Origin of the sequence: Streptomyces dysideae, from assembly GCF_001514305.1 — a bacterium.
Classification (GTDB): domain Bacteria; phylum Actinomycetota; class Actinomycetes; order Streptomycetales; family Streptomycetaceae; genus Streptomyces; species Streptomyces dysideae.
Window position 1 is genome coordinate 166,225 of record NZ_KQ949076.1, and the last position, 18,862, is coordinate 185,086.

Consider the following 18,862-nt stretch of genomic DNA (forward strand, 5'->3'; position numbering starts at 1 on the left):
CGACAGCGACAGCGACAGCGACAGCGACAGCGACAGCGACAGCGAGTACTACGGCAACAGGCAGCGACAGCTAAGGAGTACGACGCGTGACCTCTCTCTTCCCGGCCCTGACGACCGGTCCGACGGGGCGAGTCGCCCTGCGGTTCGGCGACCGGTCCCTGACGTACGCGGAGCTCGCCGCCGCGACCGGCGCCCTGGCGGACCGTGTCGCGGGCGCCGGCCGGGTGGCCGTCTGGGCGACGCCGACGCTGGAGACCGCCGTCGCGGTGGTGGCGGCGCTGGAGGCCGGGGTCGCGGCCGTACCGCTCAACCCGAAGTCCGGCGAGAAGGAACTCGGGCACATCCTGACCGACAGCGCGCCGACGCTCGTGCTCGCCGCACCCGGCGCTGAACTCCCTCCCCCGCTAAGGGACCTGGCACGCATCGACGTAGACGTAGAGGCGCGCGGCACCAGCGGCACCACCCCCACCCCGGCCACCGACCCCGAGGCCCCCGCCCTCGTCGTCTACACGTCCGGCACCACCGGCCCGCCCAAGGGCGCCGTCCTCCCCCGGCGCGCGATCGCCTCCACCCTGGACGCGCTCGCCGATGCCTGGCAGTGGACCGGCGACGACGTACTCGTCCACGGCCTGCCCCTGTTCCATGTGCACGGCCTGGTGCTGGGCATCCTCGGCCCGCTGCGCCGCGGCGGTTCGGTACGGCACCTGGGGCGCTTCGGCACGGACGGCGTGACCCGTGAGCTGAACGACGGCGCGACCATGCTGTTCGGCGTGCCGACGATGTACCACCGCATCGCCCAGGCGCTGCCCGAGGACCCGGGGCTGGCGCAGGCGCTGGGCAAGGCCCGCCTCCTCGTCTCGGGCTCCGCCGCGCTCCCCGTGCACGACCACGAGCGGATCGCGGCCGCGACGGGGCAGCGGGTCGTCGAGCGGTACGGCATGACGGAGACGCTGATGAACACGAGCGTCCGTGCGGACGGTGGGCCACGGCCCGGCACCGTCGGCGTGCCGCTGCCGGGCGTGGAGGTGCGGCTCGTGGAAGAGGACGGGACGCCCCTCACCTCGTACGACGGCGAGACCGTGGGCGAGATCCAGGTGCGCGGCCCGAACTTGTTCACCGGGTACCTCAACCGGCCCGACGCCACGGCCGCCGCCTTCACGGAGGACGGCTGGTTCCGCACCGGCGACATGGCGGTGCGCGACCCCGACGGGTACGTCCGGATCGTCGGCCGCAAGGCCACCGACCTGATCAAGAGCGGGGGTTACAAGATCGGGGCGGGCGAGATCGAGAACGCGCTCCTCGAACACCCGGGGGTGCGGGAGGCGGCCGTGACCGGGGAGCCGGACGCCGACCTGGGTGAGCGGATCGTGGCGTGGATCGTCCCGGCGGATCCCCAATCGCCGCCCGCAGAGGGCGAGTTGGCCGACCATGTCGCCCGCCGCCTGGCCCCGCACAAGCGGCCCCGCACGGTCCACTACCTCACCGCCCTCCCCCGCAACGACATGGGAAAGATCATGAAGCGGGCCCTGACCCATGACTGAGCACCGCCTCTCCGCCCGCGAGGCCCTCGCACTCGTCACCGACGACTTCACCCAACTCCCCCACCCACCAGGGGAGTCCAAGCCGAACGGCCCGCTCGCCTGGCCGGGCTACGACGCCTCACGCGCTCGCGCCACCGAGCGCACCGGCGAGGAGGAGTCCGTCGTCTGCGGCACGGCGAACGTCGAGGGCACCCGGGCGGTACTGATCGCGTTCGAGTTCGGCTACCTCGGCGGCTCACTCGGCGAACGCACCGGCGACCGGCTGGAGGCGGCGTACACCTACGCCCGCGAACACCGGCTGCCGGTCGTCCCGTTGGTCGCCACGGGCGGCAGCCGCATGCAGGAGGGCATGCGCGCCCTGACCCAACTCCAGCGCGTGGCCCGGCAGTCGGCGCTCACGCGTGATGCCGGACTGCCCCAGATCGCGGTCCTGCGTGACCCGACCACAGGCGGCGGCTGGGCCACGCTGGGCGCGGGCGCCGACGTGATCCTCGCGCTGCCCGGCGCCCAGGTCGGCTTCGCGGGTTCACGGGTACGGCCACCGGACGCGGATCCGACGGCGTACACGGCGGAGGCGCAGGTGGCGGCGGGGGCGGCGGACGCGGTCGTGGCGCCGGAGGAGCTGCGGGAGACGCTGGGGTGGTGGCTGCGGCTGCTGACGGGGGTGTCGGTGGAGGAGGCGCCGGTGCCGCGGAGGTTGGGGGCGGTGGGGCCCCGTGCGCGGGGGGCGGCGGAGTCCCGGGGGCCGGGGGCGGCAGAGTCCCGGGCGCCGAGGGCGGCAGAGCTCTCCGTCAAGGGCGGCGCGGTGGCGGTCCCCGCGACCGGCGGGGGGCCGGCGGCTTCTTCGGCCGACGCCGGGCCGGAGGCCACTTCAGCCGACGCCGGGCCGGAGGCCACTTCAGCCGACGCCGGGCCGGAGGCCACTTCAGCCGACGCCGGGCCGGAGGCCACTTCAGCCGACGCCGGGCCGGAGGCCACTTCAGCCGACGGCGCAGTGGAGTCCCCCGCAGCCGACCACACGCAGGAAGCGCCCATGACCGCCGGTGCATGCGGCACCACACCACACCCCCCCACGACCACCGGCGCCCCCAGCACCACACCAGAACCCCACCCCACCGGCGACGCGCCCGAACTCCCCACGCCCGCCACCACACCACCAGACGTCCCCCTCACCGGCTGGGAGGCCGTCCAGCGCGCCCGATCCCCGCAACGCCCGCGCGCCGACGCCTACTTGGACGACTACTTCACCCACCGCGTCGCCATCAGCGGCGACCGCTGCGGCGGCACCGACGACGGCATGCTCTGCGGCTTCGGCGAACACGCGGGCCGGACCGTCGCGTACGCCGCCCAGACCGGGACGGCGACCCGCCCGGCCGGCTATCGCACCGCGGCCCGGCTGATCCGTCTCGCGGACCGTCTCGGCATCCCGGTGCTGACGCTGGTGGACACTCCCGGCGCGGCGAACGACGCGGAGGCGGAGCGGCAGGGGGCGGGGGCCGCGATAGCGGACCTGTTCGGCGCGGTGGCGTCCGCGCGGACGCCGGTCACGACGCTGCTGATCGGCGAGGGCGGCTCCGGCGGTGCGCTGGCGCTGGCGGCGCCCGGCAACACCTGGGCCACCCCGGACAGTTACTTCTCGGTCATCGCGCCGGAGTTGGCGGCGGCGATCCTGAAGCGGCCGGCGGAGGAGGTGGAGGCGACGGCGGACCAGCTGCGGATCCGGCCGCAGGACTTGGTGGAGCTGGGGGTTATCCGAGCGGAGGGTCAGTTCTCTCCTGGGTCAGGTGATCGTCGCTCCTGAGAGCGTGTGGGGTTCGTGTGGCCGACGAAAAACTCATTCGCAAGGGGACAACCCCAAGTACCGTCCTGAACAATGGGGATGATCGGTCGGTGGCGGCGTGACGGGTGGTGACGGGGGCGTCATGGATGGCTTGGTCGAGTTCAAGACCGCGGACGGTGCCGTGGTCGCGGTCGAGACCGTGGACGACGGGGCGTCCGGCTCGCGGCTGGTCGCCCGGCGCGACGGCACGGTGGAGGCGACGCGCACCTTCGAGGGCGCGCTGGACGGGGTGCGCGCGGCGGCCGAGTCGGCGCTGCGGGTGTTCCGGGACGGCTCGCTGCGGCCCGACGGTGTCGAGATCGAGTTCGGCGTGAAGATGTCCGCCGAGGCGGGCGCGATCATCGCCAAGGGTGCGGCCGAGGGGCATCTCGTGGTGCGGCTGACGTGGTCGCCGTCGGCCGAACGGGAGGCCGGCGGGGCGGTATGAGCGGCAGGTGGGACCGGATGAACGGCATGCGCGGCGCGCGGGACGCCGAGTGGCACGCCCGGATCGAGTGCGGCGGCGAAGTGGCCGGCGCCGGTTTCCTGGTGACCCGGGACAAGGTGCTGACCTGTGCCCATGTCGTCCACGGCGGTAACCGGCCGGGCCCGGTGACCGTGTCCTTCCCGAACCGCCCCAAGGCCGGTCCCGTCCCCGCCCGGGTCGTCGCGGACGGCGGCTGGGCGGGCCGTAGCACCGACCCCGGCGATCTGGCCGTACTGGAACTGGACCAGGAGGTCGCCGTCGTCCCGGCGGCCCTCGCCCCGGCCGATGTCCCGTACGACGACCGCAAGCTGGTGGCGTACGGGTTCCCGGCCGGGTACGACGAGGGCAAGTTCACCGAATGCCGCAGCACGGCGCCGTGGTTGATCCGCGACGAGTGGATCCAGCTGGAGGCCTGGAGCGGGTACGGGCAGCCGCTGGCCGCCGGGTTCAGCGGTGCCGCGGTCACCCTGGTCGACACCGGCGAGGTCGTCGGCATGGTCACGGCGATGGCCGGCGCCCGCGAGGTGCGGACCGGGCGGATGATGCCCACCCATGTCATGGCCCGCTACTGGCCCGCCCTGAGCGCCCTCGTGCCCGTCCCGGGGCCGGCGCATCCTGACGGGGCGCGGCTGCGCGGGCTGGTCGAGAAGGCGGTTCGGGCGGGCCTGGACTGTGATCCGGTGCGGCTCTACGCCGATGCGCGCGGCCCGTTCGATCCGCCGCCGCCCCTGGAGGGCTTCGACTCCCTGTGGTCGGCGGCGTGGTTCGCGCTGTGCGAGGTCGACGACATGGGCACGGTGACGCGGTTCGCCGACCGCCTCGGCGCCCTGCTGAACGCCCCGGCCCCGGTGCCGTCCCAGGCGGTCCAGGGGTCGATCCTGGTCGAGCTCGACCACAGCGGGGCGGGCGACGGCACGGTTCTGGTCGAGGTGTCGGCGTACAACGAGGGATGCCGGCAGCCGGTCGCGTCGGACCGGGTGCCGCGCGCCCGGCTGACCGGGTACGTCCAGGACCGTATCGAGGCCGCGTTCGGCCATCTGACGCCCGGCGCGGACGAGTTGATCGCGTTCGCGCTGCCCCGCGACTGGCTCGACTGGCCCGTCGACCGCTGGGAGACCGGCCCGGACGACGACACGCCGCTGGGCTGCCGGTACCCGGTCGTCGTCACCGACCACGGCCGCCGCAAGAAGAGCACCCGGCATGTCCTGACCCGAGCCTGGCAGCAGCTCGACGGTCACCCGCGCACCTGGCTGCACCGGGTGCCGTGCGGCACCGCCGAGGATCCCCGGCGGCTGCGGCTGACGCTGCGCCAGGCCGGGGCCGGCCTCGCGGGCTTCGGCGCGGCCCCGCACTCGGCGCGTACCCGCCCGCACTTCGAGACGTCGCTGACCGTGCCGGTCCCGGTGATCGTGTGGTCGCGCAGCGGCTGCGACGCAGGGGAGACCGGCTGCGCGGACGGCTGTCCGGGGGCGGCGTTCCTGGACGCCGTGGACACCCATGTGTCCCCGGTGCCGCCGGCCGGGATACCGCGCCGGGTGCTGGCCCTGCGCGAGGCGGCCGACGCGGAGGACGGCCACTGGGCGCGGGACCTCCAGCTGCTGTGGGACGACCCACGCCGCTTCACCGACCAGCACGCCACCGCCGTCCACGCCCAGGTGCCCGTCGCCTGAACTGGCCCCCGAGACCGGAGAGTCCGCACCATGCCGCACTGGTCCGTCTACACCGGCACCAACGAACCGCACGACGGCATCGCCGACCTTCCCGCCCCACCTCCCTGGCGGGCGTTCGACGGCGCCCCCGCGCTTGCGCCGCCCGCCGACGGCGACGACGGGGCGGCGGTCTCACCGGACCGTGTGCACCGCGCCCGCACCTACGTCGCCACGCCCGAGAGCGTCCAACTCGTCAACGCCGCTCTGTGCCTGCGCCGCCCGCTGCTGGTCACCGGGCCGCCCGGCACCGGCAAGTCGTCCCTGGCGTACGCGGTGGCGCGCGAGCTGCGGCTGGGCCCGGTCCTGCGCTGGAACATCACCAGCCGCAGCAGCCTCGCCGACGGCCTCTACCAGTACGACCCGCTGTCCCGCCTGTACGCGGCCCGGGAGAACGGCCCCGGCCCCCGTCCGGCCGGCGATGTCGAGGACCACCTGCGGCTGGGCCCGCTGGGCACGGCCCTGCTCCCGTACGGCCGGCCGCGCGCCCTGCTGGTCGACGAGCTCGACAAGAGCGACCTCGACCTGCCGAACGACCTGCTGAACGTCCTGGAGGAGGGCCAGTACGAGATCCCCGAACTGGTCCGCGCCGCCCGCCACTCCCCCGACGGCACGGCCGAGGTCCTCGCGGACGGCACGGACGACCCGGTGACGGTCGTCCGCGGCCGGGTCCGCTGCCGTGCCTTCCCCTTCGTCGTCCTGACCAGCAACGGCGAACGTGAGTTCCCGCCGGCCTTCCTCCGCCGCTGCGTCCGCCTCCACCTGCGCCGCCCCGACCGCACCCAGCTCACCGACATCGTCCGCGCCCACCTCGGCGCCCCCGACACCCGTGCCGAGTCCCTGATCACGGCCTTCCTGCAACGCGCCGGCGCGGGCGAACTGGCCACGGACCAGCTGCTGAACGCCATCTACCTCACGGGTATCGCGGGCTTGGACGCCGGCTCCCGGGACGAACTGGCCCAGCAGCTGATGCCGTACTTGAGCGCGACGGCGGACGGCGATGGGTTCTGAGGAGCGAGGGGAGGGACGAGCGGAGGGAATGTCCGGGGCGCCTGGGGCGGGCGCGGCGGACGGTGGGGAGGCGGGCGCGGCGGACGGTGGGGAGGCGGGCGCGGCGGACGGTCGGGAGGCGGGCGCGGCGGGCACCGGCAGGGCGAGCACGGCACAGCGCGGGGCGGCGGACGCTCCCGGCCCTGACACCGCAGGCGCGGTCGGCCGGGGGCCGGCAGGCGGAGCCGGCCCCGGGAACGCGGACGACCGGGACCACGCGACCGCGGACGCGCCCGGCCCCGGGGCCGCAGGCGCCCCCGATCGAGCGACAACAGACGCGGCCACCCCCGCCACCCCGAACCGCGCGACCCCGGACGCGCCCGACCACGAGACGCCGAGCGCCCCCAACCCCAGGACCCCAGACGCCCCGCACCAGGGGCCGGCAGCCATCACCGGTCGCAGGGAACCCGCCATCGCCCGCCTCAGCGCCCTGCTCGTCGGCGCCGGAGGCGATGCGGTCGGCGAGAAGAGTCCAACGCCTCGTGAGCTCGCCGAACTGTTGTGGTTCGCGGGGCAGTTGGAGGCGTCGGAAGAGGACGCCCATACCCGGCGGCCCTCCGGCGACCACACCGCCACCGGCGTTCTCCCTCCCCCAGCGCCTCCCACCGCCCCCGTACCTCCGCACCAGCACCCCCACCCCGCACAGCAGCCCCAAACCCCCACCCCACCCCCCGACAACGGCCGCATCCCCCTCCACCTCCCCGAACCGGCACCCACCCCCAGCCCGGCCGGCACCCCCTTGCTCGCCCCGGCGCCCCCGATGCTGTCCCACCCCCTGGCGCTGCAGCGCGCCCTGCGCCCGCTCAAACGCACGGTGCCCTCGCCCCGCGCCCGCGTCCTGGACGAGCACGCCACCGCCGACCGCATCGCCCGGCTCGGCGCGCACCCGGACCTGTGGGTGCCCGTGCTGGGCCCGGCCCCCGACCGCTGGCTGCGCCTCAATCTGGTGTACGACACGGGTCCGACCATGCCGGTCTGGCGCCCCTTGGTCCGCGAACTGCACACCACACTCGCCCAGTCGGGCATCTTCCGCACGGTCACCCTGCACCAGGCCACCCCCAACGGCCGCGCCCGCCACGTCCCGGTGCTCGCCGACGGCCGTACCGTCACGCTCGTCGTCAGTGACTGCATGGGCCCGCAGTGGCGCCCCGGCCCGGCGGGTGTCCGCTGGTACCGCACGCTGCGCCGCTGGGCGGCCCGCATGCCGCTGGCCGTCGTCCAGCCGCTGCCCGAACACCTCTGGCACACCACGGCGTTGCCCGCCGAGGCCGGTCTGCTCACGGCCCCGTCGGCGGCGGCACCGGCGGTCGCGCTCTCCTTCCGGCCGTACGCCCCGGACGCCCCGCCCGCACCCCGCGCGGCCGTCCCCCTCCCGGTCCTGGAACCTGCCCCCGCCTGGCTCGCCAACTGGGCCGGGCTGATCGCCGCCCCGGACGGCGGCCGGGCCCCGGGCGCGCTGGCCTGGCTGCCGCCCACGCCTGTGCCGCCCGCCGAACAGACCCCTGACGTAGGCTCGTTGACGCCGGAGGAGCTGGTGCTGCGGTTCCGGGCGACGGCGTCTCCGGAGGCGTTCCGGCTGGCGGGGCATCTGGCCCTGGCCGTGCCGTCGTTGCCGGTGATGCGGCTGGTCCAACGCGCGCTGGAGCCCGCTCCGCGCCCTCAGCACCTCGCCGAGATCATCCTCAGCGGCATGCTCACCGCGGTCTCCGGGCCGCCGGGGTCCTACGCCTTCCGGCCCGGCGTACGCGAGTTGCTGCTGCGGTCTCTGCCGCGTACGGCACGGACCAGGACGCGTGAATTCCTGGCCCGGGTGGGCGGGTTGATCGACGAGCGGGCGGGTCTGGCGGCCGGGGAGTTCCGGGCGGAGGCGCGCGGGGACGAGGGTACGGCTTTCGCGACGGTCGCCGAGGAGACCGTACGGCGGCTCGGCGGGGGCGGGTCCGAGGCCGGGCTGATCGGGGGGCGGTACCGGCTGGTCGGGCAGCGTGGGCCGAGTCAGCGGATGTGGGCGGCCGTGGACGTACGGACCGGCGAGTCGGTGGTGGTGCACCGGTATCCGAGGCAGGCGGCGCCGCAGGAGCGGTTCCTGCGGGAGGCGCGGGCGCTGGCCGGGCTGCGGCATCCGAACGTGGTCCGTGTGCCGGCCTACGGAGTCGATGCCGAACGGCCATATCTTGTCGCGGAGTTCACGGATGGGGTGACGCTGGCCGAGCTGGAGCTGGGGAGCGGCCCGGGCGTCTCCTTCAGCGTGTTCGCCCGGCTGGTGCGGGACGTACCGCCGGGGCTCGCGGCCCTGCACGAGCGTGGCCTGGTCCGCGGCCAGGCCGGCTGGGACGGTCTGCTGCTGAAGCCGGACGGTACGGTCGTGATCAGCCGGTTCGCGCTGGGCGAGCAGTCCCCGGGCCACGACGCGACATCGGACTTCCGGGAATTCAACTCTCTGCTCCGGCAGATGGCCCGGCAGGTGGCCGCCCCTCCGATGTTCCGCGGGCTGCTCGGCCAGATCGCGGACGGCGACCTGACCGGGGCGGCAGCGCTCGGGGCGGCCTCCCTCCACGGCACACGCTTCGGACTGCTCGGCCCGCTGCGCATCGAACGCGACTCGGGACAGACACTCCCACCCTCCCCCGAGGCCCAGGCCCTGCTGTGCATGCTGCTCCTCGAACAGGGACGCCGCGTCACCAACGCCGAGCTCTCCGACGGCCTGTGGGAGCAGCCGCTCCCTGATCACGAGGCGCGTGAGCGGATGTCGCCCCTGGCCGACGAGCTACGGCGCCTCCTCGGCCGCGGCACCCTCGCCGCCCTCGCCGACGGCCTTGCCCTCCACGCGCCGGACGACCACATCGACGTACTCCACTGCGAGGAACTCCTCGCCCGCCGCGCCCACGACCAGGACCCCGGCACCCAGCGCGCCCTGATCCAGCAAGCCCTGGACCTCTGGTACGGCGATCCCCTCGACGGCATCCCGGGCCCCGCCGCCAAGGCCACCCGCGCCCGCCTCCGCACCCTGCGCCTCACCCTCTGCGTCTCACGCGCCGAACTCGACCTGGAACTGGGCCACTTCGCGCAGGCGGCGGCCGACCTCACCGGCCTCATCGGGGACCACCCGGACCGTGAGGACTTCCGCAGGCTGCACATGCTGGCGCTGAAGGGCGTGGGCCGGATCGCGGAGGCCGTCGAGGCGTACGAGGCCTACGAGGAGTACCGGCAACGGCAGTACGGCGATCCGATCGGCCCCGCCCTGCGGGAGCTGTACCGGGAGTTGCGCACGGCACACGGGCAGCGGCAGCGGCCGGTGATCGTCTTCGGGGCGGACGGACTGAGCGGGCATCCGCAGGCCCGCGCGGCCGTCGAGCGTCTGGTGAGCTGGGTTCCGGATCTCCTGTCCGCCTCGCCCGAGGTGCGTTCCTGGGACGACGCCTACGTCGTCGTTCTCGACGACGAGGCCGACGTGCTGCCCGCCCTGGCCGCCGTGGCGCGGAGTCTGCCCGAGTTCCTCGTCGGGGTTGAGGACCCGCCGCGGGTGTGGGCGGCGTTCTGGCACACGTCCTGGTGGCCCGACTCGGACGAATCCGCCATGCCACCCGACGTCCGGGCCGTTCTGGAGAGGGACGCCGCGGACATCGCGGTCGTCGTCTCCACCACCCTTCTGGAAGGGTTCGCAAGGAGCTCCGCCGAACGCGTCGGCCTCCGCTTCGAGCCGCTGCGCCCGGATCCGGCGGCCGCGCCCATCGCCTGGTCCTGCATTCTGTCCCGCGCGACACCGGAACCCCGCGACCTCGTACGCGGCCCCTTCACCGTCCCGAACCTGGACCACCTCGCCCCCACGGACCCGTTCCGCACCGCCATCGTCCGCGCCCGGCAGGACGATCCGCACCTCGTGACCTACTACGAGGTGGACCTCACCCCCCACCAGACCGGCACCACACTGGTCCTCCCCGGTTCCCGAGGCGGCGCCTTCACCGCCACGGCCGAGCTGTCCTGGCACGTCGACAACCCGGTCGCCTTCGTCGACGGCGGAACCACCCACATCGCCGACGCCCTTCTCCAGCATCTCGCCAAGGAGGCGGCCCGTATCACCCGCCGCTACCCCGTGCGGCGGGTGGGCGCGGCGCAGCACGCGCTGTTCGACGGGTTGCGCGAGTGGCCGGTGCCGGGGCTGTCCGTGTCGTGTTCCGTACTGCTGACGCCACAGGAGGAACCGGCACCACGACACGACCCGACCACCTCCTCCCCCCTGCACCCCCTCCTCGCCGAGGCCGAGGCCGTCCTCCTCGGTTTCGACGGCACCCTCACCCACCTGTTCCCGAGGAAGGCGGCCCGCGACGCCGCCCTCGACCTCCTCTCCCTCGTCGTCGAGAACCGTGACCCCGCCGACGCGCTGGAGGGCCGCCTTCTCACCGGCCCGTTCGCGGCGATGGAGCAGTTCGTGCACCCGCTGGACGTCCTCCGCGCCTTCGCGCACAACCGGCTCGGCCCGGTGCTCCGCACGCGCCTCGACGAACTCGAGCTGCGGGCCGCCGCCGGGGCCGTCCCCGGCTCGAACACCACCGCCCTGGTCCGTGCCCTCCGGGCCGGTGGCCGGCGACGCGTGACGGTGATCACCGACTGCTGCGAGCAGGCCGTTCACCGCTATCTGGAGCGGATCGAGCTCCCCCTGCAGGGCGTCCACGGCCGTACCGAGGATCTGGGCCTGCTGATGCCCCACCCCGACTGCCTCCTCCGCGCGCTGCACACCCTGGGTGTCCCGGCCCCGACAGGGCTGGTCATCGGCTCCTCGGTCGCGGAGCTCGACGCGGCCCAGCGGCTCGGCCTGCGCTTCGTCGGCATCGCCCCGACCCCGGACGCCGAGCGGCAGTTGCGGGAGGCCGGCTGCGAGGTGACGGTTCCCTCCCCGCAGCCCCTCATCGAGGCCGCCCTCACCCTGTAACCCCTCATCAGCGCTTTACCCCGGACTTACATACAACATAAGCAACAAAACCCCCCATTCAGCCGCACCCCACCCGGCTCACCACAACACGCGCCCCCTCCCCCACCCCCGCACGATGCGAAAGAGGCCGCCACCCGGCGCCCCACGGTCTGTGCTCTCGGGAGGACCCGCCATGACCGCCAGTCTGGAGCAGCTGCGCCGCTGCCACTTCGCCGTTGACCTGGGGGCGGCCAGGACCCGCGTCTATGTGAAGGGCGCCGGGCTCGTCGTCGATCAGCCGTCCGTCGCCGCCGTGAACACCCGGACCGGCGCACTGATCGCGGTCGGCGAGTTCGCGGAGAGGATGACGGGCCGCACCCCCGACTACATCCGCGTCGTACGGCCGGTCACCGGCGGCACCGTCGTCGACATCGAGATGGCGCAGCGCATGCTGCGGCATCTGCTCGGCGACAAGGTCCGCCGTACCCTGCGCCGCAAGCCCCGGCTGCGGGCCGCCGCCTGCACTCCGCACAACGCCGATCCGCTGGCGCAGCGGGCGGCCATCGAGACCCTCGTCGGGCTGGGGGCGCGGCGCGTCGAACTCGTCGACACCCTCATCGCCGCCGCCGTGGGGTGCGGGCTGCCCGTGGAGCGGCCCGAGGCCAGCATGATCATGGTGTGCGGGGCCGCCGCGACCGAGGTCGCCGTGCTCTCCCTCGGCTCCATCGTCACCGCCGAGCGCATCCGGGTCGGCGGCGAGGCCGTCGACCACGCGATCGTGCAGCACCTGCGGCACCAGCACGAGCTGATGCTGCCCAGCCAGAACGTACGGCCCCTGCAGCTCGCCCTGTCCGGCAACGGGCTCACCTCCCACGGCCCGACCTCCACCGAGATCCACGGACGTGACGTCGCCACCGGTCTCGCCCGGTCCGTCCAGGTCGACACCGCCGCCGTACGGCACGCCATCCAGACGCCGCTCACCGCCGTCCTCGACGGCGTCGGCAAGGTGCTGCGTGTCTGCCCGCCCGACCTGGTCGCCGATCTCGCCGACCGCGGGATCATGATGGTCGGCGGGAGCGCCCTGCTCCCCGGGTTCGACCAGATGCTCCGTCAGGCCACCGGCATGCCGGTGCACATCGCCGAACGGCCCGACATCTGCGCCGTGCAGGGTGTGGGCACCATGCTGGAGGGCAGGATCCAGCCGCTGGAGCTGGACCCGCTGTCCAGCTGAGTCCTCCTGAGTCCCCGTACGACGTGTCCGTTCCCCGGCTGCCGCCCCTCCTCGAAGCCGTCCTCGCCGTCGGCACCGACCTCGAACTGCGCGCACCCTCCAGCGCATCGTGGACAGGCCGCTGCAACGGGCCGCCCGTCACGCCACCACTGCGCTCCCGGCGCTGCCCTCCGGCCGGAAGCGGCCGAGCCTGCGCGACGGGACGATGCCGGGCAGCAGCGTCCGGCACATCAGGGTGGTCTGCTCGCCGAGGTCCTTGCGGCCGGTGAGGACCTGGCTGCTGAGCTGCAGTCCGGTCCAGGAGCCGACGATCAGCCGCGCCACCCCTTCGGGGTCGACATCGGGCTTCATGTCGCCGCGGTCCTGCGCCTGGGCCAGACAGTCCCGGAAGAGGCCGATCCACCGGGTGTACGGCTCGCTGACGATGCCCGTCTTGGAGCTCTGGTCGACGACGAGCCGGATACCGGCGCGCACCCGGACGTTGCCGACCAGCTGCCGGGCCATCATGTGCAGGATGTCGATGACCGACTGCACGCCGGGCTCTTCGGGGTTGGTGACGGAGTCCAGCGCGGAGAACTGTTCGTCGATCAGGGCCTGGGCGAGCTCCTCCTTCGACGCGAAGTGGAAGTAGAGCGCGCCCTTCGTCACGCCGGCCTCCTTGACGATGTCGCCGAGGGTCGTCCCGTGGTAGCCCTCGGCGTCGAAGGCCCGCGCCGCGCCGTCGAGAATCGCCGCCCGGGTGACCTCCGCGCGTTCCTGCCTGACCATGCCGCCATCCCCTTCGTTCCATGCTCGGTATCAGTCTGCCTGCTTCCCGCATAAAAAAACCAACCGCATTGTTTTTGGTTGACAAACAGGTCGACTGGTTTGTTAACTGCCGAGGTGACTTCCACGACAACTCCCCCTACGGCACAGGCCCGTTCGCGCGGCCTGGCACTCACCGTCCTCTGCACGATGCAGCTGATGATCATCCTTGACGGGACGATCGTCACGGTCGCCCTTCCGGCCGTCCAGAACGGGCTCGGCTTCTCCCAGAGCGGCCTGTCCTGGGTGGTGAACTCCTACCTCATCGCCTTCGCCGGCTTACTCCTGCTCTCCGGCCGGCTCGGTGACCTGCTCGGCACCAAGAAGGTGTTCCTCGGCGGTCTGGTCACCTTCACCGCCGCCTCCCTGGTGTGCGGTGTCGCGAGCAGCCCCGAGACGCTGATCGCGGGCCGCTTCCTGCAGGGCGTGGGCGCCGCCCTGGCGTCCGCGGTGGTGCTCGGCATGATCGTCGGCCTGTTCCCGGCGCCGTCCGAGCAGGCCAGGGCCATGGGCATCTACAGCTTCGTGTCGGCGGGCGGCGCCTCCGTCGGGCTGATCGCGGGCGGTGTCATCACCGACGCGTTCGGCTGGCACTGGGTGTTCCTGGTCAACCTGCCGATCGGTGCGGCCGCCCTCGCCCTCGGCCTGAAGCTGCCGGCCGGGCAGCCGGGGCTGGGCCTGCGCGCGGGTGCCGACGCGATCGGCGCGGTGCTGGTGACGTCCGGTCTCTCGCTGGGCGTGTTCACCATCTCGCAGGTGTCCGAGGAGACGTTCAGCGGCGGCGAACTGGCGCTGTACGGCACGGTGTCGGTAGCACTGCTCACGGCGTTCGTGTGGCGGCAGGCCACCGCCCGGCGTCCACTGCTCGCCCTGCGGATCTTCCGCAGCCGGGAGATCGTCGGCGCCAACCTCGCGGTGGTGCTGGTCTTCTCGGCCGGGTTCGGCTTCCAGTTCCTCAACGCGCTTTACCTGCAACGGGTGTTGGGCTTCGACTCGATGCGGACGGGGCTGGCGTTCCTGCCGGCGCCGCTGGTGATCGGCACGATGTCCCTGTTCTTCACGGCGAAGCTCACCGCCCGGTTCGGCACCCGGCGCGTCCTGCTCACCGGCCTGCTGTTCCTCGGCGCCGGTCTGCTGCTGCTCAGCCGGGCACCGGTGGGCGGCGACTACTGGACCGACGTCGCCCCGACCCTCGTCATCCAGGGCTTCGGCATGGGCCTGACGGTGCCGTCGGTCATCATGCGGGCCATGTCGGGCGCGGCCCCGGAGGACGCCGGTCTGGCCTCCGGCCTGAACAACACGGCACAGCAGGCGGGCGCCGCGGTGGGTCTGGCGGTACTGGCGACGGTCGCCACCTCGCACAGCAACGCCCTGCTCGGTGAGGGCCGCCCGGAGATCCCGGCGCTGCGGGACGGCTACAGCCTGGCGTTCCTGTGCGCGGCCGGGTTCGTGTTCGCGGCCTGGCTGGTGGCGTTCTTCGCGCTCAAGGACACGAAGAGGGCTGCGGCGGCGGACGAGGAGCCGGTCTCGGGCGCCGCGTCCGAGGCGACGACAGCGACAGCGGTCTGACGTTGCATCACGTGACGGTCGTACTCAACAACCCGACGAACAAGGGGAATTCACTGTGGCGGACAGGATCCGAGTGGGAGTCGTCGGCGCGCACGCCGAGCGCGGGTGGGGCCGCGGCATCCACCTCCCGGCGCTGTCGGCGCTGGACGGCTTCGAGATCACCGCGGTCGCCGGTACCAGCCCGGAGTCGGCGCGGGCGGCGGCCGACGTGTGGGGCGCGGCGAAGGCCTACGACGACGCGCGGGCGCTGATCGCCGACCCGGACGTCGATCTGGTCACCGTCGCCGTTCAACTCCCGTCCCGGGACGGGCTGGTGGAGGTGGCGATCGCCGCCGGCAAGCATGTGTACAGCGAGTGGCCGCTGGCCCTGGACGCGGCGACCGCCGAGCGCTTCGAGTCGGCGGCGCGCGCGGCGGGCGTACGGCACGCGGTGGGCCTGCAGAGCCGGCACCACCCCGCCGTACGGCTGCTGCGGAACCTGCTGGCGCAGGGGCTCGTCGGCGAGGTGTTGTCGGCGTCCCTGCTGTACTCGCTGTCCACGCCCGAGGTGTGGTCGCAGCGGTACGCGGCGCTGTTCGACGAGACGAAGGGCGTCAACCACGTCGCCGTGGTGGGCGGGCACTCGCTGGACATGTTCCAGTACGCCGTGGGGAACTTCACCGAGGTGTCGGCGACCCTGACGACGCGGATCGACCGGATCACCATGGAGGAGACCGGCGAGCGGATCGAGGTGACCTCACCGGACCAGATCGTGGTCGCCGGTCTCCTGGAGTCGGGCACGGCGGCATCGGCCCACTTCATGACGGGCGGCCCGCGCGGCGACGGCTTCCGCATCGAGGTGCACGGACGGAAGGGCCGCCTGGTCCTGGTCTCGTCCGACGACTCACTGGTGGGCCCACAGTTCACGCTGACCCACGAAACGGCGAACGGCACACCGGCGCAGAACCTGCCTGTACCCGACACCTACCGCCCCCTGCTGGGCACCCCGTCCCCGGTCAGCAACGTCGCCCAGGTGTACACGGACCTGGCCCGAGCAATCCGCACCGGCACCGACTCCGCCCCGAACTTCTCAACAGCCGCCCGCACCCACCGCCTGCTGGACGCCATCAAGTCCTCGGCAAGAACCGGCAGCCGAGTACACCTGCCCTGACCCAACACACCGACGGCGCAGGCCCATCGGGGTGGCGTTGCCCGCCCGCAGCAGCGCCACCGCGATCGCGGAACCCGCGCGGCTTGTGCCCGGCGGCGAGCACGGCGGGCCGCTGCCGCGCCTCACGCCGCAGCAGGGCACGCAGATGCGCGAGGAGTACGGCGTAGGAGACCGGCTTGGTCAGATGGTCGTCGGCGCCGGTGTCGAGGCCCTCGATCTCGTCCCACTCGCCCTCCTTGGCGGTGAGCATGAGGATCGGCGTCCGGTTCCCCTCGCCGCGCAGCGCCCGGCAGACCCGGTAGCCGTTGAGGCCCGGCAGCATGATGCCGAGGACGATCGCGTCGTAGCTGTTCTCCCGGGCCAGCCACAGCCCGTCCACCCCGTCGAGCGCCGTGTCGACGGCGAACCCCTCGGCCTCGAGCCCGTCCCGGAGCCCCGCCGCGAACCGCTCCTCGTCCTCGACGACCAGCACGCGCATGCCTTCACGCTACGACGCCGGTACGGTCCGGGCGCGTCAGCGCTTCAGTACGGCAGCAACCGTCCCGACGGTGTCCTCCGGTCGATCTTCGTGTCACGGGGAGCGTCGGGCCGCCGCCTGACGCGGACGCGGATCTGGCGATTCATGACGCCCTCCTCGGATGCCTGGTGCGACCAGCCTCGTCCACGCGCCGCCCCGGCACATCATGCCCACGGAGGCATCCGCCATGCCTCCGTGGCAGGAGCGGCCGTACGGCGGCGTAATCCCCGAGGAGGACAGGACCCCTACGGCCATGGCCTACCCGGCGGGCGGAGTGGACGCCGTGTCCGCCCCGGGAGCGATCTGCTGCTGGAACCTCCCGGCGCAGCCGGTCGACCTTGGCGGGGTCGGCGCAGAACTGCATGCTCCACTCGAGGTCCGCCCCGGTCCCCCGTGCCTCGGCCCCGGGCACTGCCACAGAATCGGCGTCATCCATGGGCGGGCCCCTTCTGCCGACGGCCCCGCACGCCACGCCGCGCCCGAGCACCGCTGTCTCCATCGTGCGGCGCCGACGAGAGGCCGCCATCGAGGGGCTGACACACTGTCACAGGCAACGCGGGAGGCCGCCGCACTCGTCGAGAACGTTCCTGCCGGGCTATGCCCCGGACCGGCGGCGCGGCTCCGGCCCGCACACCGCCCAGGCGGCGAGCACGGTGGCCAGAACGCCGCACCACAGCACGTGGGCGTCCGCCCAGCGCGGGTCGCCCGGCGGTACGAACAGCGTGAAGCGGGGCGGGAGGAGCACGGCGGCCGTGACCGGCAGCGCCAGCACGGCGCCCGCCACGCCCGGCCCCGGCGCCTGCACCGCGCTGAACCGCACCACCGCCGCGGCCAGTGCGAGCGCAGCCGTCGCCTCGCCCGGCGCGGCGGGTGAGAGTTCCGCGGGGCCCGACAGCCCGTCGAGGGCGGCGACCTGCTGCCGTACGGTCAGTGCCCGCGTCGTCTCCGGTCCGCCGGCCGGCGACCGCACCTTGTCCGTCACCCGAGCCCACTCGCCGATCCAGGGCGTGAACTCGGGGAAGGCGCAGTACGTCGTCGCCCCGCGCCGCTCGCAGTCCTGCACCACCGCCGGATCACGGGTCGCCACCTCACGTGCCTCGCGCACCGCTCCCGACGGCGCCATGCCCTGGAACACGACAGCGGTGACGGCCGCGCCGAGCGCAGCCAGGGCGGTGGCTCGTACGGCCCGCGTCCGGCCGCCGCTCGCCAGTACCGCACCGGCCGCCGCCGGCACCGAGAGCGCCAGCAGATACAGCGCGTGCCATCCGGCGGCCCGCCCCAGCAGGTCGGACGGAAGCGGGCGTGCGCCCTCGTCGAACACCACGGGCGCCATCCCGCGCAGCCAGGCCGCGCTCTGCGAGTCGGCCACGAAGACGATGGTGACCGCCAGCAAGGCGACCGCGGCCGGCGGAGCCACGAAAGCCGACCCGACCACCCGGCCGAGCAGCACTCCCAGGATCGCGGGCAGGGGTATCAGCAGCGGCCCGGTCGACAGCTCGAACAGTGACCCGTGGCCCACAGCCCCGGATAGGCGTCCTCCGGCTCGCCGCCCGGCCACAGCAGAAACGTCAGGTACGCCACCAAGGCGGCCAGCACCAGGGGATGCAGCAGCAGGCGCGGGCCTCCGACCGGGCCAGCGCTGGTCGGGCAGCTCCCCGCCACAGGTCGAGGATTCGAGCACTCATGCAGGCCAGGTGGTGACCAGCCGCCGGTTTGGCCCACGCGATCCGTACGGGCGCCGGTTTCGCCCCGGACATCACCACGGCCATCCGCACCCACCGCCTGCTGGCCGCCATCAGGTCCGCGGCGAGGAGCGGCAGCCGACAGCACCTCGCCTGACGCCCCGATACGCCTCGGGGCCGCCTCCCGCCAGGGGAGCCGGCCCCGTCGACCCGCAGGTGGGTCATCCGCGGATCAGCAGCAGCCGCCCGCAGCCGCCAATTCCTTCGTGTCGGCGTCGGCCGGGTCCGCGCAGCAGGTGCTGCCCTGCTGCCTGGCCAGGGTGTCGGCGGCGGCCTTGACGACGTACACCTCCCCGTGCCGGGCGTCGCGACGGGGCGAATGTTGCCTGTTGGGGCA

General features: G+C 73.6%; 13 protein-coding genes and 1 pseudogene. 10 read left to right on the top strand and 4 right to left on the bottom strand.

Going from position 1 to position 18,862, the window contains the following annotated elements:
- Window positions 1-86 precede the first annotated feature (86 nt).
- The 7 genes from AQJ91_RS04065 (at window position 87) to mreB (ending at window position 12,743) form a co-directional block, all read left to right on the top strand.
- Window positions 87-1,541, top strand: coding sequence for an acyl-CoA synthetase (locus tag AQJ91_RS04065; RefSeq protein WP_067016422.1), 1,455 nt, complete (start codon window positions 87-89; stop codon window positions 1,539-1,541).
- Window positions 1,534-3,342: a carboxyl transferase domain-containing protein gene (locus tag AQJ91_RS48700; RefSeq protein WP_079084657.1), complete on the top strand. Its 1,809-nt coding sequence runs from the start codon at window positions 1,534-1,536 to the stop codon at window positions 3,340-3,342. The genes AQJ91_RS04065 and AQJ91_RS48700 overlap by 8 nt, the downstream gene beginning before the upstream one ends.
- A gap of 121 nt (window positions 3,343-3,463) precedes the next feature.
- On the top strand, window positions 3,464-3,808 hold the full coding sequence (locus tag AQJ91_RS04080) for a CU044_2847 family protein (protein WP_067016424.1): 345 nt from the start codon (window positions 3,464-3,466) through the stop codon (window positions 3,806-3,808).
- A gap of 26 nt (window positions 3,809-3,834) precedes the next feature.
- Window positions 3,835-5,517, top strand: a complete 1,683-nt coding sequence (locus tag AQJ91_RS04085; RefSeq protein WP_067017196.1) for a VMAP-C domain-containing protein — start codon at window positions 3,835-3,837, stop codon at window positions 5,515-5,517.
- 30 nt (window positions 5,518-5,547) lie between these two features.
- Entirely contained in the window at window positions 5,548-6,564 is a 1,017-nt protein-coding gene (locus AQJ91_RS04090; protein ID WP_067016426.1) for an AAA family ATPase, read from the top strand.
- A gap of 28 nt (window positions 6,565-6,592) precedes the next feature.
- Window positions 6,593-11,533 (top strand): SAV_2336 N-terminal domain-related protein, encoded by a 4,941-nt coding sequence (locus tag AQJ91_RS04095; protein WP_079084658.1) that lies wholly within the window; start codon window positions 6,593-6,595, stop codon window positions 11,531-11,533.
- A 172-nt stretch (window positions 11,534-11,705) separates the two neighbouring features.
- A complete protein-coding gene (gene mreB, locus AQJ91_RS04100; protein WP_067016430.1) occupies window positions 11,706-12,743 on the top strand; it encodes a rod shape-determining protein in 1,038 nt (345 codons plus the stop codon).
- 138 nt (window positions 12,744-12,881) lie between these two features.
- On the opposite strand, the gene AQJ91_RS04105 is transcribed toward mreB, so the two are convergent.
- Window positions 12,882-13,511 (bottom strand): ScbR family autoregulator-binding transcription factor, encoded by a 630-nt coding sequence (locus AQJ91_RS04105; RefSeq protein ID WP_067016432.1) that lies wholly within the window; start codon window positions 13,509-13,511, stop codon window positions 12,882-12,884.
- A gap of 186 nt (window positions 13,512-13,697) precedes the next feature.
- Between AQJ91_RS04105 and AQJ91_RS04110 the strand changes: the two genes are divergently transcribed.
- Both AQJ91_RS04110 and AQJ91_RS04115 read left to right on the top strand, forming a co-directional pair.
- Window positions 13,698-15,116, top strand: a complete 1,419-nt coding sequence (locus tag AQJ91_RS04110; RefSeq protein ID WP_067016434.1) for an MFS transporter — start codon at window positions 13,698-13,700, stop codon at window positions 15,114-15,116.
- 55 nt (window positions 15,117-15,171) lie between these two features.
- Window positions 15,172-16,266 carry a Gfo/Idh/MocA family protein gene (locus AQJ91_RS04115; protein WP_067016436.1) on the top strand — a complete coding sequence of 365 codons (1,095 nt, stop codon included), beginning with the start codon at window positions 15,172-15,174 and terminating at the stop codon, window positions 16,264-16,266.
- Between the two features lie 88 nt (window positions 16,267-16,354).
- On the opposite strand, the pseudogene AQJ91_RS04120 reads toward AQJ91_RS04115, so the two are convergent.
- The 3 genes and pseudogenes from AQJ91_RS04120 to AQJ91_RS04125 form a co-directional block, all read right to left on the bottom strand.
- Window positions 16,355-16,744, bottom strand: a pseudogene (locus AQJ91_RS04120) (response regulator); the annotation flags it as partial.
- Window positions 16,745-16,886: 142 nt separating this feature from the next.
- On the bottom strand, window positions 16,887-17,309 hold the full coding sequence (locus AQJ91_RS58095; RefSeq protein WP_407696821.1) for a DUF6424 family protein: 423 nt from the start codon (window positions 17,307-17,309) through the stop codon (window positions 16,887-16,889).
- Window positions 17,310-17,378: 69 nt separating this feature from the next.
- Window positions 17,379-18,302: a hypothetical protein gene (locus AQJ91_RS04125; protein WP_067016438.1), complete on the bottom strand. Its 924-nt coding sequence runs from the start codon at window positions 18,300-18,302 to the stop codon at window positions 17,379-17,381.
- Window positions 18,303-18,496: 194 nt separating this feature from the next.
- Between AQJ91_RS04125 and AQJ91_RS57280 the strand changes: the two genes are divergently transcribed.
- Window positions 18,497-18,622, top strand: a complete 126-nt coding sequence (locus AQJ91_RS57280) for a hypothetical protein (RefSeq protein WP_267891157.1) — start codon at window positions 18,497-18,499, stop codon at window positions 18,620-18,622.
- Window positions 18,623-18,862 lie beyond the last annotated feature (240 nt).

What these genes read in the sequence shown, in the direction of transcription:
- AQJ91_RS48700 (WP_079084657.1), top strand. Translation starts at nt 1,534, where the DNA reads ATGACTGAGCACCGCCTCTCCGCCCGCGAGGCCCTCGCACTCGTCACC.
- AQJ91_RS04080 (WP_067016424.1), top strand. Translation starts at nt 3,464, where the DNA reads ATGGATGGCTTGGTCGAGTTCAAGACCGCGGACGGTGCCGTGGTCGCG.
- AQJ91_RS04085 (WP_067017196.1), top strand. Translation starts at nt 3,835, where the DNA reads ATGCGCGGCGCGCGGGACGCCGAGTGGCACGCCCGGATCGAGTGCGGC.
- AQJ91_RS04090 (WP_067016426.1), top strand. Translation starts at nt 5,548, where the DNA reads ATGCCGCACTGGTCCGTCTACACCGGCACCAACGAACCGCACGACGGC.
- AQJ91_RS04095 (WP_079084658.1), top strand. Translation starts at nt 6,593, where the DNA reads ATGTCCGGGGCGCCTGGGGCGGGCGCGGCGGACGGTGGGGAGGCGGGC.
- mreB (WP_067016430.1), top strand. Translation starts at nt 11,706, where the DNA reads ATGACCGCCAGTCTGGAGCAGCTGCGCCGCTGCCACTTCGCCGTTGAC.
- AQJ91_RS04105 (WP_067016432.1), bottom strand. Translation starts at nt 13,511, where the DNA reads ATGGTCAGGCAGGAACGCGCGGAGGTCACCCGGGCGGCGATTCTCGAC.
- AQJ91_RS04110 (WP_067016434.1), top strand. Translation starts at nt 13,698, where the DNA reads ATGCAGCTGATGATCATCCTTGACGGGACGATCGTCACGGTCGCCCTT.
- AQJ91_RS58095 (WP_407696821.1), bottom strand. Translation starts at nt 17,309, where the DNA reads ATGGCGGCCTCTCGTCGGCGCCGCACGATGGAGACAGCGGTGCTCGGG.